The 15,901-nt window shown below is 71.1% G+C and carries 10 protein-coding genes; 3 read left to right on the forward strand and 7 right to left on the reverse strand.

Annotated features, from left to right (window positions below; translation table 11 throughout):
- Positions 1–1,791 (forward strand): GH39 family glycosyl hydrolase, encoded by a 1,791-nt coding sequence (locus V6V47_RS08060; RefSeq protein ID WP_334627439.1) that lies wholly within the window; start codon positions 1–3, stop codon positions 1,789–1,791.
- The gene (locus V6V47_RS08065; RefSeq protein ID WP_334627440.1) at positions 1,788–3,326 is read left to right on the forward strand and encodes an alpha-amylase family glycosyl hydrolase; all 1,539 of its coding nucleotides are present in this window, start codon (positions 1,788–1,790) and stop codon (positions 3,324–3,326) included. Before V6V47_RS08060 ends, V6V47_RS08065 begins: the two co-directional genes overlap by 4 nt.
- Positions 3,327–3,351: 25 nt before the next feature.
- Here the strand turns inward: V6V47_RS08065 and V6V47_RS08070 are convergent, their stop codons facing one another.
- From V6V47_RS08070 to V6V47_RS08090, 5 genes are all read right to left on the reverse strand, one after another.
- The gene (locus V6V47_RS08070; RefSeq protein ID WP_334627441.1) at positions 3,352–5,220 is read right to left on the reverse strand and encodes an ABC transporter ATP-binding protein; all 1,869 of its coding nucleotides are present in this window, start codon (positions 5,218–5,220) and stop codon (positions 3,352–3,354) included.
- 1 nt (position 5,221) lies between these two features.
- Positions 5,222–6,151, reverse strand: coding sequence for an ABC transporter permease (locus tag V6V47_RS08075; protein WP_334627442.1), 930 nt, complete (start codon positions 6,149–6,151; stop codon positions 5,222–5,224).
- Between the two features lie 22 nt (positions 6,152–6,173).
- Complete coding sequence (locus tag V6V47_RS08080; RefSeq protein ID WP_334627443.1) at positions 6,174–7,169, reverse strand: ABC transporter permease; 996 nt, start codon at positions 7,167–7,169, stop codon at positions 6,174–6,176.
- Between the two features lie 63 nt (positions 7,170–7,232).
- The gene (locus tag V6V47_RS08085) at positions 7,233–8,906 is read right to left on the reverse strand and encodes an ABC transporter substrate-binding protein (RefSeq protein ID WP_334627444.1); all 1,674 of its coding nucleotides are present in this window, start codon (positions 8,904–8,906) and stop codon (positions 7,233–7,235) included.
- Positions 8,903–9,934, reverse strand: coding sequence for a LacI family DNA-binding transcriptional regulator (locus tag V6V47_RS08090; RefSeq protein ID WP_334627445.1), 1,032 nt, complete (start codon positions 9,932–9,934; stop codon positions 8,903–8,905). Before V6V47_RS08090 ends, V6V47_RS08085 begins: the two co-directional genes overlap by 4 nt.
- Before the next feature lie 119 nt (positions 9,935–10,053).
- Between V6V47_RS08090 and V6V47_RS08095 the strand changes: the two genes are divergently transcribed.
- The gene (locus V6V47_RS08095; RefSeq protein ID WP_334627446.1) at positions 10,054–12,456 is read left to right on the forward strand and encodes a beta-galactosidase; all 2,403 of its coding nucleotides are present in this window, start codon (positions 10,054–10,056) and stop codon (positions 12,454–12,456) included.
- 72 nt (positions 12,457–12,528) lie between these two features.
- On the opposite strand, the gene V6V47_RS08100 is transcribed toward V6V47_RS08095, so the two are convergent.
- Together V6V47_RS08100 and V6V47_RS08105 are read right to left on the reverse strand one after the other, a co-directional pair.
- A complete protein-coding gene (locus V6V47_RS08100; protein WP_334627447.1) occupies positions 12,529–13,890 on the reverse strand; it encodes an endo-1,4-beta-xylanase in 1,362 nt (453 codons plus the stop codon).
- 43 nt (positions 13,891–13,933) lie between these two features.
- Entirely contained in the window at positions 13,934–15,232 is a 1,299-nt protein-coding gene (locus V6V47_RS08105) for an extracellular catalytic domain type 1 short-chain-length polyhydroxyalkanoate depolymerase (protein WP_442934203.1), read from the reverse strand.
- Between the last annotated feature and the right edge of the window lie 669 nt (positions 15,233–15,901).

Below are 15,901 nucleotides of genomic sequence, written 5' to 3' on the forward strand. Positions count from 1 at the left end.
GTGACCTCCCCCGCCGCGTGGTCGACCAACGACGTCCCGGGCGGCCCTCGGGTCCGGGCCGGTCGCGGTCAGGTGAGCGTCGACTGGGACCAGGTGCCCGGTGCCGTCGGCTACCTCGTGCACCGGGCCGACGGCGACGGCCCGTACCGGGTGGTCGACCATCGCGGCGGTGACCTGTTGGCGGTGCCCGGCCCGCCGTACGGGGACACGACCGTCGAGCCCGGACGGACCGTGCGGTACGCGATCCGTCCGGTGCTCGACGCGGACCGACCCGACGCTTGTCCTCTCGGGCCGCCGTCCCCGCCGGTCGCGGCCCTGGCCGACGGCGACGGCGTGGTCGAGGTGACCGTCGACGCCGCCCGCCCACTCGGGCCGGTGCACCGGCCGTGGCGGGACATGATCGGCTCCGAGCACCTGAGTCTGCTGCTCAGCACCGACCGGGTCGGCGGCGAGGAGATGGGTCGCGGGCTCGCCGCCGCGCTCGCCCGGGTACATCGTGAGCTGGGCGTCGAGCGGGTCCGGGCACACGGCATCCTCGGCGACGACCTCGGCGTCTACCGCGAGGTCGACGGCCAGCCGGTGCACGACTTCACCGGGATCGACGCGGTCCTCGACGCGTTGGCCCCGACCGGTCTGCGGCCGGTGCTGGAGCTGTCGTTCACCCCTCGGGCGCTGGCCCGCGACCCGTCGCGAGTGGTGACCGACGCGGGTGTGTCCAGCCCACCCCGCGACTGGAACCGGTGGGCGGCCCTGGTCGGGGACCTGATCCGGCACCTGCGGCACCGGGTCGGCGACGCCGAGCTGCGTCGCTGGGCGGTCGAGGTGTGGAACGAACCCGACCTGGACTGCTTCTGGAGCGGCAGCCGGGACGACTACCTGCGGATGTACGACGTGACCGCCCGCGCCGTACGGGCGGCGTGCCCCGGACTTCCCGTCGGCGGTCCGGCGACCGCCGCGACGAAGTGGGTCGAGCCGTTCCTCGACCACGTCGACGCCTCGGACACCCCGCTGGACTTCCTCTCGACGCACGTCTACGGCAGCCCTCCGCTGGACCTGCGCCCGACGCTGGCTCGACACGGTCGGGCCGGCACGCCGCTGCTCTGGACCGAGTGGGGCCCCTCCCCCACCCACTTCGCGCCGGTCAACGACTCGGTGCTCTCGGCGGCCTTCGTGGTCACCGGGATGCGGGAGGCCAGCGGCCGAGTGGCGGCGCTCGCCTGCTGGGTGGCCAGCGACCACTTCGAGGAGCTGGGTCGGCCGCCCGCGCTGCTGCACGGCGGATTCGGGCTGCTCTCGGTGGGTGGCTTGGCGAAACCCCGGTTCTGGGCGCTGTGGATGCTGGAGCAGTTGGCCCCGGTGCAGCTCGCCGCCCGGCTCGAAGGGGACGGCGCCAACACCCTGGTCCAGGCCTGGCCGTCGGCCGACCCGCACACCGGCCGGGTCGCGGTGGTGCTCTGGAACGGCACCCTGGACCAGGGCGTGCTCGACCGGACCGACCAGTGCGACCGGCTGCACCGGTCCGTCCGGCTGCGCGTCGACGGACTGACGCACCGCGCGTACGAGCTGCGGCATCGGCGGCTCGACGAGGAAACCTCCAACCTCGCCGCCACCGCTCGCCGACTCGGTGTCGACGGGTGGCCGACCGACGAGCAGTGGACGGCCCTGCGGGCCGCCGACCGGCTCGCCGACGCTACCCCGCCGGTGACGCTCACACCGGATCGTCACCGCGTCGAGCTGCCGGTGAACCTGCCCATGCCATCGATCTCCCTGCTGGAGCTGACCCCGCGATGACCGACACCGGACCATGGTGGCGGGAGGCCGTCACCTACGAGGTCTACCTGCGCTCCTTCGCCGACGCCGACGGGGACGGCCTCGGCGACCTGGCCGGGGCGCGGTCCCGGTTGCCCTACCTGGCCGGTCTCGGCGTCGACGCGGTCTGGCTGACCCCGTTCTATCCGAGCCCGGACCACGACGCCGGGTACGACGTGTCCGACCACCGCGCCGTCGACGAGCGCCTGGGCAGCCTCGCCGAGCTGGACGGGTTGATCGCCGACGCACACCGCCTCGGCCTGCGGGTGGTGGTCGACCTGGTGCTCAACCACGTCTCCAGCGCCCACCCGTGGTTCGTCGCGGCCCGGACGGCCGGCCCCGGCTCGCCGGAGCGCGACCGGTTCCACATCCGGCCCGGTCGAGGTGTGGCCGGGGAGTTGCCACCGAACGGCTGGCCCTCCATCTTCGGCGGCTCCGCGTGGGCGCCGTTCGGCGACGGCGAGTGGTACCTGCACCTGTTCGACACCGAGCAGCCCGATCTGCGCCACGAGCATCCCGAGGTGGCCGAGGACGCGGAGGCCACGCTGCGGTTCTGGCTCGATCGCGGCGTCGACGGTGTGCGCTTCGACGCCGCCGGTTCGCTGACCAAGGATCCGGCCTATCCGGAACTGCCAGCGGGTTGGCGGCCCGGTGACCCAGCGCCGTACAGCGACCGCGAGGAGGTGCACGAGATCTACCGTCGGTGGGCGCGGCAGCTCGCCGCGTACCCGGGTGACCGGCTCGGCGTGGCGGAGACCTGGGGCGGGCCCGGGGTGATCGAGCCGTACCTGCGCCCGGACGAGCTGGGACAGGCCTTCGCGATGGACCCGCTCTACTGGCCACTCCGGCCGGAACCCTGGCGGGCCGGGGTGAACGCGTTGCTCACCGCCACCACCCGCCACGGCCGCCTGCCGGCCTGGGTGTACGGCAGTCACGACGTGAGTCGGGCCGTACAGCGGTGGGGCGATGACGGTGCCCGCGCCGTGCTGCTGCTGATGCTCGCGCTGCCCGGCGCCGTGTACCTCTACGCCGGTGACGAGCTGGGTCTGCCCGAGGTGGCGCTGGCCGACGACGAGATCCGCGATCCGGTGTTCCGCCGCTCCGGCGGGACCGACCGGGGGCGCGACGGCGCACGGGTGCCGCTGCCCTGGTCCGAGCAGCCCTCTCCGTACGGCTTCGGGCCGGCCGGGTCCACGCCGTGGCTGCCGCAGCCGGTCAGCTGGGGTGACCTCTCGGTGGCCCGGCAGGCCGACGACCCGGCCTCGGCGCTGGCGCTGACCCGGGCGGCGCTGCGGCTGCGCGAGTCGTGCTGGCGAGGCCGGCCGGCGCAGGTGTCCTGGTTGGACGCTCCCGCCGACTGCCTCGCCTTCCGACGCGGCGCCGACGGCCCGAGCTGCCTGGTCAACCTGGGTGACACCCCAACCGACTGGCGACCGTACGGCAGCCAGGTGCTGCTCGCCAGCGCCCGGGTGGACACCGCGACGCTCCCCGCCCGGTCGGCGGCCTGGCTGCGCTGACCGGGCCCGCGCCGCCGGCGCACCGCTACGGGCGCGCCGCCGGAGCGAAGGGGTTGGGAATCGATTCGAGCAGCAGCTTCGTGTAGTCGTCCTGCGCCGCCCCGATCACCTCCCGGGTCGGGCCACGCTCCACCAGCACCCCCTGGTTGAGCACCAGCACCTCGTCGGCGAGCAGCCGGGCGCTGAGCAGGTCATGGGTGATGTAGAGCATCGCGAGCCGCCGGTTGCGGACCAGCTCGCCGAGCAGCTCCAGGATCTCGGCGCGGATCGACACGTCCAGCATCGAGATCGGCTCGTCGGCGATGAGCACCTGCGGATCGGGGGCGAGTGCCCGGGCGGTCACCACCCGCTGACGCTGCCCACCGGAGAGCTGATGCGGCAGCTTGTCGAGGAACTGCCCAGCCGGTGCCAGCCCCACGCTCTCCAGCAGTTGCGCCGCACGTTCCCGGATCGCGGCACCGCGCAACCCGGCGAAGTTGACCAGCGGGCGGGACAGGGCGTACGCCACGGTCCGGGTCGGGTTGAGCGCACTGAACGGGTCCTGGAAGACCATCTGCACGTGCCGGCGGTAGTTGACCAGGGCCCGGCCGCGCAGCCGGTCCACCCGCACCGTCGGGCCGCTGTCGCCGTCGAAGCGCACCTCCCCCGTGCTGGGCCGCTCGACGCCGGTGATCAGGCGGGCGATCGTCGACTTGCCGCTGCCGCTCTGCCCGACCAGGGCGGTGACCCGCCCCGGATGCAGGGTGAACGACACGTCCCGAACCGCCTCGACCGTGCTGGTGCGCAGCCCACGCCGGCTGGTGTAACGCTTGCTGACCCCGTCGACGGAGAGGACGGCCGCGTCGGGGGTGCCGGCCGACTCGGTGAGGGTGCCGGTGGCCGGGAAATGGCTGCCGATCGTGGCGGCGGCGTCCGCCGCGCCGAGCCGCACCACCGGCAGGCGGTCCTCCTGGGCCACCAGGCAGCGGACCAGCCCGCCGTGCTCGGGCAGCAACTCGGGATGGACCTGCCGGCAGGCGTCCTCGGCATGGGGGCACCGTGGGGCGAACAGGCAGCCGGGCTGGGGCTGGGACAGGTCCGGAGGCCGGCCCGGGATGTAGGTGACCTGCACGTCGGGCAGGCGCGGGTCGGCGTACGAGCCGAGCAGGCCCCGACTGTAGGGGTGCCGCGGCTCGGCCAGCATGCTGGCCGCCGACCGGTTCTCGACGATCTCGCCGCCGTACATCACCATTACCCGGTCGGCCATCTCCAGCACCGTGCCTAGGTCGTGGCTGATGAACAGCACCGCGAAGCCCAGCTCGCGGCGCAGCTCGGCCAGCCGGGTGAGGATGCTGCGCTGCACGACCACGTCCAGCCCGGTGGTCGGCTCGTCCAGCACCACCAGTTTGGGGCGCAGGGCCAGCGCGAGGGCCAACGCCACGCGTTGCTTCATACCGCCGGACAGTTCGTGCGGGTACGCCTTGAGCACGTGCGGTTCCAGCGAGACGAGCTCGAGCAGCTCGGTCGCCCGCGCGGTGACGTCGCCGGGAATCTTGTGAGCGGCAAAGGTGTCGGCGAACTGCGCCTGCACCCGGATCACCGGGTTGAGCGAGTTCATACTGCTCTGGAAGACCGTGGACAGGTCCGTCCAGCGCAGGCCACGAAGCTCGTCCTCGCTGGCGCTGGTCACATCGACGCCGTCGAAAGTGACCCGGCCGCCGCTGATCCTGGCGGGTGGTGAGAGCAGCCGCAGGATGGCGTTGCCCAGCGTCGACTTGCCGCAGCCGGACTCGCCCAGCAGGCCGACGAACTCACCCTCGCCGATGTCGAACGACACGTCGTGCACGGCGCGGTTGGCCGGCAGGTCGCGTGGTGTGTAGGTGACGGAGAGGTTCTCCACCTGGAGCAGGGCCATCTCAATCCTCCCGAAGGTGGGGGTTGCTCAGCGCGTCGATACCGAAATTGATCAGAGTGAACGAGGTGATCAGCAGCGACAGCGCCAGGCCGGGGGCGATCAGCCAGGCCCACTGCCCGGTGAGCAGGGCCCCGCCGAGGCTGGCCTGGTTGAGCATGGTGCCCCAGCTGACCGTCTGGGGATCGCCGAGCCCGAGGAAGGCCAGGCCCGCCTCGCCACCGATCGCGCCGAGTGCCGCGCCCATGAAGCCGACCACGATCAGCGAGGTCATGTTGGGCACGATCTCCCGGGCGATGATCCGGGCGGTGCCATCCCCGGCGAACCGGGCGGCAGTGATGTAGTCCCGGGTACGCAGCGTGATGATCTGCGACCGCTTGATCCGGGCGCCGTACGCCCAGCCGGTCACGCTGATCACCGCGATGATCAGCCACAGGCCACGGACCGGCGCGTACGCGGCCAGCGTCACCATCAGCGGCAACGCCGGCACCACCAGGCCGAGATTGATCAGGAACGAGAGCACCTCGTCGACCCAGCCCCCCACGTAGCCCGCGGTCAGCCCGATGACCAGCCCGATCAGGGTGGAGAGCAGCCCCGCGGCCAGCCCGACGATCAACGAGGTACGGGCACCGGCGACCAGTTGCGAGAAGACGTCCTCGCCCTGCGCCGTGGTGCCGAGCCAGTGCGCGCCGGTCGGGCCGAGCGAGGTCGGAAAGTCGTCGCCGCGCGGATCGTACGGCGCGATCAGCGGGGCGAGCAGCGCGACCAGCACGAAGGCGCCCAACATCAGCAGCCCGGTGCGGCACTTGTGGTTGCGCCACAGGATGACGAACCAGCCGGGCAGCCGACTGCGCCGTGCCAGCTCGACAGCGGCGGCCTGCACGCCCTCGGTGTCGGCGCCCGGCGCCGGTACGGCGGGTGCGGGTGTGCTCATGACAGCTCCTCGGTCCACTCGGTCATACCGTCTCCGCCTTTCGGACCCGGGGGTCGAGGAACCCGTAGAGCAGGTCCGCGAGGAAGTTCGCCACCAGCACGCCGACCGTGGTGAACAGGAAGATCGCCTGCATCAGCGGATAGTCCCGGCTGGACACCGACTCCAGCAGCAGTCGGCCCATGCCCGGGTAGTTGAAGACCGTCTCGACGAGCACGGTGCCGCCGAGGACGCTACCCAGCGCGATGGCGAAGCCGGTGACGTTGGGCAGGATCGCGATCCGCGCGCCGTAGGTGAGCGCGATGCGCCGTCGAGGCAGACCGCGGGCCACGGCGAGCCGGGCGTGGTCCTCGCCGAGGCTCTGCACCATGTTGTTGCGCATTCCGATGATCCAGCCGATCGGGCCGGTGATCAGCAGCGCGACCGCGGGCAGCACGCTGTGCTGGAACGCGTCGGAGATGAAGATCCAGCTCCAACCGGGACTGCTGCCGCCGCCGTAGCCGCCGCGCTCGGGGAACCAGCGCAGGGTGATCGCGAAGACGTAGATGAGCAGCAGGGCGAGCCAGAAGAAGGGCAGCGTGCCGAGGAACGTCGAGCCGAGGGTGATGAACGAGTCGACCCGGCTGTTGCGCCGGTACGCGGCCCAGGTGCCCAGCAGCGTACCGACGATGAACGAGATGATCTGGGTGACCCCGACCAGGATCACCGTCCATGGCAGCGCCTGCCCGATCATGTGGGTGACGCTGTAGGGGAAGTAGGTGTACGACACCCCGAAGTCGCCGTGCACGACCGCGCCGAGGTACTGCAGGTACTGCTCGAAGAGGTTGCCGTCGGGGGTGCCGAGCATGATCCGGATGGCTTGCAGCTGGGCCGGGTCGATGCTCTCGCTCTGCCCGGCCAGCCGCGACACGATCGCCTCGGCCGGGTCGCCGGGTTGCAGCCGGGGAATCAGGAAGTTGAGTGTGACGGCGGCCCACAGGGTGCCGATGAAGAACAGGAAGCGTCTGGCGACGTAGGCCACCGGGGCCCTCCCTTCCGGGGGACGGGTCGGCCGGCGCGCGCGGGCACGCCGGCCGGCCAGCGGCTACTTGGCGGGGGTCCCAGCGGGCTGCAGGTGCGTGACGATGAGCAGGTTGTCGCTGGGCCCGGCGTACGGGTCCTGCTCGCTCGGCCAGCCGGTCGCCTTCGCGGTGCGGTACTGGAACCACTTCGCCCCGTACCAGAGCGGAATCACCGGCACCTGGTCCACCATCACCTTGGTCAGGTCCGCGACGGCGGCCTTCTGCGCCGTCTCGTCGGTGGCGGTGCGCAGGGTGGCGATCAACTGGTCGGTGTGCGGGTCGTTCCAGCGCACGAAGTTGCTTACGGCCTTCTTGCCGATCGGCGCGGACTGGTCACTGGCCAGCGGCTCCTGGAAGTTGCGGAACATGTTGCAGGATCCGCCGTGTACGCCGAGCACGGCGTCGTAGTTGCCGATTGCCCGGTCGTTCTCGTACGCCTCGGGGGTCGGCGTCTCGGCCCGGACGGTGAAGCCGAGCGCGTTGAGGTTGGCGACGATGATCCGTTGCGCCTGCACCCAGTCGGTCCAGGAGCCGGGGACCCGGAAGCTGAAGGCGATCGGCTTGCCGTCCTTGCCGACGCGCTTGCCGTCGCCGTTCTTCGGGTAGCCGGCGGCGGTCAGGTCGGCGTCGGCCTTGGCCGGGTCGTAGCCGACGACGCCCTGGTTGGGCAGGTCCTTGGGTAGCCACTGGGCCTGTCCCGGTACCACCAGGCCGGTCTGGCTGGCCGGCTTGACGTAGCCGAGTTGCGCCTTGTCGACGATCTCCTGCCGGTTGAACGCGGGTACCAGGGCCTTGCGGAAGGCGGTGTCGTTGAAGGGGGCCTTGGTGAGATTCAGGTAGACGCTGATCGATCCGCCGGACGGGTACCAGTACTTGTTGTTCGCCGGGTCCCGGTCGACGTACGCCTTCTTGATGTCCGGGACGAACATGGCGTTCGTGTCGTACTCGCCGCGGCTGAGCTTGAGCTGGTCGATCTGGCCGCCGCCGTCGGCCTTGTGGAACCGCAGCTCGTCGACCTTGACCTTGTCAGCCTGCCAGTAGGTGGCGTTGCGGCCGAGGGTGAGCTGCTGCGGGTTGAAGGCCTTGACGGTGAACGGCCCGGTGCCGACCGGCTTCTCGGCGTTCGTGTAGGTCACTGGATCGGCCACGGTGGACCAGATGTGCTTCGGCACGATCTTGATTTCGCCGAACAGCGTGAACGCCGCCGCGCCCGGCTGGGTGAACCGCATCGTGACGGTCTTCGGGTCGGTGGTCTCGACCGCGCTGAGATACCGCCAGATCCCCTTGACGTCCAGCGCCTTGTGCTGCTTGAGCATGTCGTAGGTGAAGGTGACGTCCTCGGCGGTGAACGGCTTGCCGTCGTTCCACGTCACCCCGTCGCGCAGCTTCCAGACCAGCGTCTGCGGGTCCGTCCACGTCCACTGAGTGGCGAGCCAGGGCTTGGCCTGGCAGCCGTAGCTGTCGTAGGCGACCAACTGCTCGAAGACGTACTCGGTGGCACCGAGACGGGTGGCGTCCAGATACGGGTTGTAGTTCGCCTGCGGGCTGCTGCCGCCGCCGAAGTCGCCGTAGTCGAGGTAGGCGATGCGGCCCTCGGTGCCCGGGCCGGAGGCCGACTCGGTACCGGTGCAACCGGTTACCGTCAGTGCCAACGCCGCCACGAGTGCGGCCGTCCGGGCGAGCTTGGATCTCTTCACTTGCCGGTACCTCCAGGGGTGGTGGCCGTCGGGCAGCCACAACTGCGGCGCACGACAAGCTCGGTGGGGAGGACGATGCTGTCCGGCGCGGGGGCGCCGGGGTCGCCAGCGGCGTGCAGGATCAGCCGTGCGGCCTCGGCCGCCAGCTCCCGCACCGGCTGGCGCACGGTGGTGAGTGGAGGGGAGACGAGCGCGGCCATGGGCGCGTCGTCGAATCCGGTGATGACCAGGTCCTGTGGCACTCGCAGGCCACGGCCGAGGGCACCGACCAGGGCGCCGAGGGCGATCTCGTCGTTGGCGCAGACGATGGCGCCCGGGGGCCGACGGTCACGCAGCAACCGATCGGCGGCGAGCACCCCGTCGGGCTGTTGCATGCTGACCCGGACCGGGTCGCTGGGCCGGGTGAGCCCCAGCTCCCGGTGGGCGGCGAGGAAGCCGGACCACCGTTGGCTGACGTCGGGTGACCCCTCGGGGGTACCCACGAAGGCCAGGTCACGGAGGCCGTGTTCCGTGAGCAGGTGCCCGGTCAGCCGACGCATGGCCGCGGCGTTGTCCACGCCGACCGAGGGCACCGCGGCACGTCCGGGACCGGCCAGGACGACCACCGGGACCAGTTCGCCGAGCCGGAGCAGCGCCGAATCGGAGATGGTGCCGCCCATGACGGCGATGCCGTCGACGCGCCGGGCCATCTCCAACACCTGGGCGTCGGAGTCCTCCCGCAGGTGGGTGCAGAGGATGTGCACGCTGGCTCGGGCGGGCACCGCCTCGGACTCGAAGCCCTGGATGAGTTCGCTGAAGTAGGGGCCGGACAGGCCCGGGAAGACCAGACCGAGCGCGCCGTGCCGGCGGGCGGCGAGTGCCCGGCCCAGGTGGTCGGGGCGATAGCCGTGCAGCTCGATCGCGTCGAGGACCCGTTGCCGCAGCTCCGCCGAGACCTGGCCGGTGCCGTTGGAGACCCGGGAGACCGTGGCGACGGACACACCGGCCAGGCGGGCGATCTCCCGAACCGTGATCCGACTGTTGCCCATGGCCCCCTCGATCCGTAACGTGCGGTTAACAGAAACCGGTTTCAGGCACCATAAGCAGGCTCGTGGTAGATCACAAGAGGACCGCCCGAGATGCCCGCCGAGAGGATGAGACAGGTCTTATGTCCGAAGTGTTACTCCAGAACCGCCGGATCGTCATCGACGGTCGCCCCCGACTGCTGCTCGCCGGAGAGGTGCACTACTTCCGGTTGGCCAGGGCCGACTGGGCCAACCGCCTCGACCGGCTACGCGAGTGCGGCGCCGACACGGTGGCCACGTACGTCCCCTGGCTCTGGCACGAGCTGCCGGACGGCACGGTGGACCTCACGGGGCGTACCCATGAGCAGCGGGACCTGGCCGGCTTCCTGGACCTGGCCCACGAGCGTGGCCTGCACGCGGTGGTCCGCCCCGGGCCGTTCATTATGGCCGAGGTCAAGAACGAGGGCATTCCCTACCGGGTGTACGACGAGCACCCGCACCTGCTGCCGTCCACCTGGGACGGCGCACCGATCGGGACCCGCACCATCGACTACCTCGCCCCGGAGTTCCTCGCCGCCGCCGACAGCTGGTACGCCGAGGTCATGCCGGTGATCGCCGAGCGGCTGGCCGGCCGCGGTGGCCCGGTGATCGCGGTGCAGCTGGACAACGAGATCGGCATGCTCTCCTGGGTGACCAACTCCCCCGACCTCACCGACCTGCTCTGCGAGGACCTGCGCCGGTGGGCCATCGACCGGTACGGCAAGGATGCCGCCGCCGAGCGGATCGGGGCCGACGCGGGCGACCCAGCGGCCTGGGCGGCGGCGCTGCGCACCCCGGCCGAAGCGCGGTCCCTGGCCCTGCACGACGACCTGGGCCGCTACATGCGCGACCGGTACCGCCGCTACGTGGCCGAGCTGCGCGCCAGCGCCGAACGGCACGGGATACGCGGAGTGCCGTTCCTGATCAACGTGCACGGCACCGGCGGTGGTCGCGGCCGGACGTTCCCGATCGGCATCAGTCAGCTCTTCGAGTCCTACCGCGGCCTGCCACAGGTGACCTCCGGCTCGGACTACTACCTGGGCGACCTCACGGTCACCAACGTCGCGGACCTGTACGTGAGCAATGCGTTCCTGGCCGCCGTGCACGACGCCGACCAACCCCTGACCTCGCTGGAGTTCGAGGCGGGCAACGGCGACTACGGCGAGGACCTGTCGACGCTGTACCCGCCGGAGGCGGTCGAGCTGAAGACCCGGCTCTGCGTGGCGCAGGGCAATCGGCTGCTCAACCTCTACCTCTTCGCCGGCGGCCAGAACCCGCCGCTGGCCGAGCCGGTGGGCGACGGCAACGACCGGATCGCCTTCACCGGTGAACGGCACGGCTTCGCCGCACCGGTCGGACCGGAGGGGCGGCTCAACCCGACGTTCGACGCGGCCAAGCGGGCGCTGCACGCGGTCCGCGGCGTCGCCGACCTGCTCGCCGACTCCGACGAGGAGAACGACGGTCTGGCGCTCGGTTTCGTCCCGGACCACTACCTCACCGAGTACCACCACCCGGCCTCGTCGTCGCGCGCCGAGCAGGTCGCCGACCTGGAACGGTTCCGGGGCATGGGGCCACGCGACGTGCTGGCTCGGGCGCTGCTGCTGGCCGGCTACTCGTTCCCGGCCCTGGATCTCCAGTCGGCCGGCCCCACCAGCAGGGTGATCGCCCTGGCCAGCGCCACGACGCTGGGGCGGGACGTCCAGCAACGGCTCGTCGACCATCTGCACGGCGGCGGCGGGCTGCTGCTGCACGGGGTGCTGCCGGACCGCGACCACGACGGCACGCCCTGCACGCTGCTCGCCGACGCGCTGGGGCTGAGCGTCACCGGACGGGTGGAGGGCGGGCCGCACTACTTCCCGTCGGTCGTCGGGCACGGGTGGGCGGCCGCCCGCCCCGAGGTGCGGGTCGGTTACGCCCAGCGCCTCGCCGGCGCGAACGCCCAACCGATCCTCACCGAGGTCGGCTCCGGGGACCCGTGTGCCGTGGAGATCGCGTACGGCGCCGGCCGGGCCGTGGTGGTCGCCGCCGACGTCCCGTGCGACCTCGCATTCTGGCGCGACGCCCTGCAACGACTGGGCGTACGCCCCCGACTCGACCCGCAGACGGACGGCCCCGGCCTGGTGCTGACCTCGACCGTCGACCGGGCCGGGCAGCGGCTGCTGCACCTGGTCAACGTGGCACCGTCGGCGGTGACGGTAACGCTGAGCTGGCACGGCACCCCGGTACTCGATGGCCGAGCGCTCCGGGTACCCGCCCGAACCGGCTTGATCCTGCCGTACGGGCTCCGGGTCGGCGACGCGACGCTGGTGGAGACGACCTGCGAGCTGATCTCCACCGACGGCGACTCGTTGGTGGTACGCCCCACGCAGGGCGACGACGTGGTGGTGCTGGCCACCGGCCGACCGGTCAGCACGAGCCGAGGCACGGTGGCCGCCGCCGACGGCCGAGTCACCGTGCGCCTGCCCAGTGGACCGGCCGACGAGCCGGTCCGGATCAGTCTGGGTTGACGGTCAGCGGGGCCGGGCCGAGCCGGCTGGTGGGGAGGGTTCGCAGCCACGCTCCCCACCAGCCGGCGTGACTCAGCCCGCCGCGCAGGTCGGGGTCAGGCCGCCGGCCGTGCCGTTGGCCTGGAACCCGAACTCGGTGGACTGGCCGGCGCCGACCCGACCGTTGTAGGCCACGTTCGTCCAGTTCGTCGTGCCGGTGTCACCGCTGCGGTTGGCGTTCCAGGCGTTGGTGACCGTCGAGCCCAACGGCAACGTGAGCGTGACCGTCCAGGAGGTGATGGCCGACGAGCCGGCGGTCACCTTCACCGTCGCCACGAAGCCACCCGTCCACTGGTTCACCGCGACCGCCGCCGTGCAGCCACCCGGGCCGGGGGGCGGCGTGGTGGGCGGCGGCGTGGTGGGCGGGTCGGTGGGGGTCGTGCCGTTGTTGAGTGCGGCGAGGACCGCGTCGTACGCCGGCTTCTTGGCACCACCGCTGGTGAACAGCAGCGGCGTCTGCGAGGCCCGCCACGAGTCGCTGTCCCGGATGCCCCACACCGTCACACCGTTGCATCGCGCAACGGCGAGGCAGTCCTCGACCACACTGCGGTACGTGGCCGCCGACGCGCCCTCGATGTCCAGCTCGGTGATCTGCACGTCGACGCCGAGCGCCGCGAAGCTGGACAGCGTGGTGCGGTAGTTGCTCGGGTACGGCGAGCCGCTGTTGAAGTGCGACTGGAAGCCGACGCAGTCGATCGGCACGCCGCGCTGCTTGAAGTCGCGCACCATGGCGTACACGGCCTGGGTCTTGGCATGCGACCAGTTGTCGGTGTTGTAGTCGTTGTAGCAGAGCTTCGCGCCGGAGTCGGCGGCGCGGGCGGCCCGGAACGCCGCCTCGATCCAGTCGTTGCCGGTTCGTTGCAGGTTGGAGTCGCGGCGGGCACCGGAGCTACCGTCGGCGAACGCCTCGTTCACCACGTCCCATGCCACGACCTGGCCCCGGAAATGGGTCGCCACCTGGGTGACGTGGTTGAGCATCGCCTGGCGCAGCGCGCTGCCGCTCATGTTCTGCATCCAGCCGGGCTGCTGGGAGTGCCAGGCCAGCGTGTGGCCGCGCACACTCATCCCGCGGCTGCGCGCGTGGTTGACGATCTGGTCGGCCTGGCCGTAGCTGAACTGGCCCTGCTGCGGCTCGGTGGCGTCGATCTTCATCTCGTTCTCGGGCGTCACCGAGTTGAACTCACGGTTCAGGATCGTGGTGTAGGCGCTGTCGCTCAGCTTGTAGGCGGCCACCGCCGCGCCGAAGTAGCGACCCTTCTCGGCGGCGGACGCGCCGAGCGTGGTGCCGGCCGCGGCCGGGGCCACCAGGACCATCGCCATGCCGGCGGCGAGTGCGCCCGCCCCGGTCAGCGCGAGGGCGGCTCTGGATGCCGCCTTCCATGTCGCGTTTCTCATCGTGCAGCTCCAGTTCTGGGGGTGGTTTCGGGGTGTCGGGGGTTCACGCGACCGAGCAGGGGGCGCCGTTCAGAGCGAACGAGGAGGGCTTGCCGGCGGCACCCCCGTGGGTGGCCTGGAAGCCGATGTCGACCGACGCGTTCGGTGCGATGGTGGCGTTGTAGGAGACGTTGCGAGCGGTCACCGCGCCGCTGGTCGGGGCGTACTGCGCGTTCCACCCGTTGCTGATGCGCTGGCCGGTGGGCAGCGTGAAGGTCAGCGCCCAGCCGTTCACCGCGGCGGTGCCGGTGTTGGTGATGGTGATGCTCGCGGTCAGCCCGGTGTTCCAGGCGTTGACCGCGTACCCGATCCGGCAGGCACCCGAGGTCGGGGGTGGTGTGGTCGGGGGTGGCGTGGTCGGGGGCGGCGTGGTCGGCGGCGGCGTGGCGCTCTCCAGGCCGAAGAAGCGGATCACCTGCGCGGCGTCGACCGGCAGGTTGTGCGACACGCCCTGCATGCTGATCGCCTCGACCGGGGCCGTGCCACCGTTGCCGCCGTACCGCGTGCGGGTGTAACCGGACTGCGGCGAGTCGGTATAGGTCGGGGTCTGAGACAGCCCATGCACGTTGGTCCACTGCTTGACCTGCTCGCCGAAGTTCGGATAGCGCAGTGTCTCGTCGTTGGTGCCGTGCCACACCTGCATCCGTGGCCGCCGGCCCGCGTAGCCGGGGTAGGCCTCCCGGACCAGGTCACCCCACTGCTGCGCGGTCCTGATGAGTTGGCCGTTCGCGCACTCGCTGTTCCATTCCGAGGAGCCCCCGGTGGCGAAGCACGCGAACGGCACACCGGCGAACGACGCGCCCGCCGTGAACACGTCCGGGTACAGGCCCAGCATGACGTTGGTCATCATGGCCCCCGACGAGGTGCCGGTGGCGAAGATGCGGTCCGGGTCGGCGGCGTACCGCTGCCGTACGTAGTCGACCATCGCCATGAGTCCGACCGGGTCGCTGCCTCCGCCGCGACGCAACGCCTGCGGTGAGGACACGTCCCAGCACAGGCTGCTGCGGGTCACCGACGGGTAGATCACGATGAACCCGTACCGGTCCGCGAGGGACGCGTACTGCGTGCCGGAGTGGTAGGCCGGGCCCGACCCGGTGCAGTAGTGCAGGGCGAGCAGGATTGCCGGCCGGGACGCCACCTGGTCGGGGACGTACAGGTGCATCCGAAGATTGGTGGGGTTGGTGCCGAAGCCGGTCACCTGCGTCAGCGTTGCCGCCGACGCTGGCGCGGCGACCGTCAACGCGGCGGCAGCCAGCGTCCCGATCGCCATGGCGACAGCAAGCAGTCTGGTGTTCGGTCTCATTGATCGCGATTCCTCCGCAGAGTGGCGCATGGAAGGGGAGTAGATCGAGGACTGCCCTTCGCCCGACCCTGACCGCGGCTCGCGTGACGTTGTCAGCTTCAATCGAAAATCTTCGATTGTCAAGACGAGATTTTCCGGAAGGCCGCTACCTCCCGAGTGGCATGCACACTCACGCCATCAGCGCTGGATCCGTCGCCCGGCTCGTAGCGGAACATTTACCGAGGTGGATTTTCCGGAAGAGTTCCGCAACGTCGACCCGACCGCGGGCCCGACCGGGCGCCAGCACCTTGCGAGCAGAGGGCCCTCCCCTGCCGGCTGCCTGCGCCCTACCCGCTCTCGCGCGGACCTCACTCCGACGTTCATCGAGTTGTGGTGCCGCACGACGCGAGATCACCGCCCGCCACCACAAGCCCTTCGCTGCACTGATCCCCGCACTGAAGCATCGGTGTTGTCGTCGAAGGTGCGCGAACCCGCACCAAGCCCGTCGCGGATCGACAGAGCAGCAGAGGTAGCGAGGCGTAGCCTCGGCGCCCGCGCAGGTGGCCCCGTGAATCTTGGACAGTTTCCGTCAGGACGGCGGGCTCAACCGGTGGTTGCAACACCGAGGAGTTGGGTCATCTTCTCACCTGGGGTGGCCCAGCCCAGGGTCATGCGGGGGCGGTCGTTGAG

Source organism: Micromonospora sp. CPCC 205539, from assembly GCF_036906815.1.
Taxonomy (GTDB): Bacteria; Actinomycetota; Actinomycetes; order Mycobacteriales; family Micromonosporaceae; genus Micromonospora.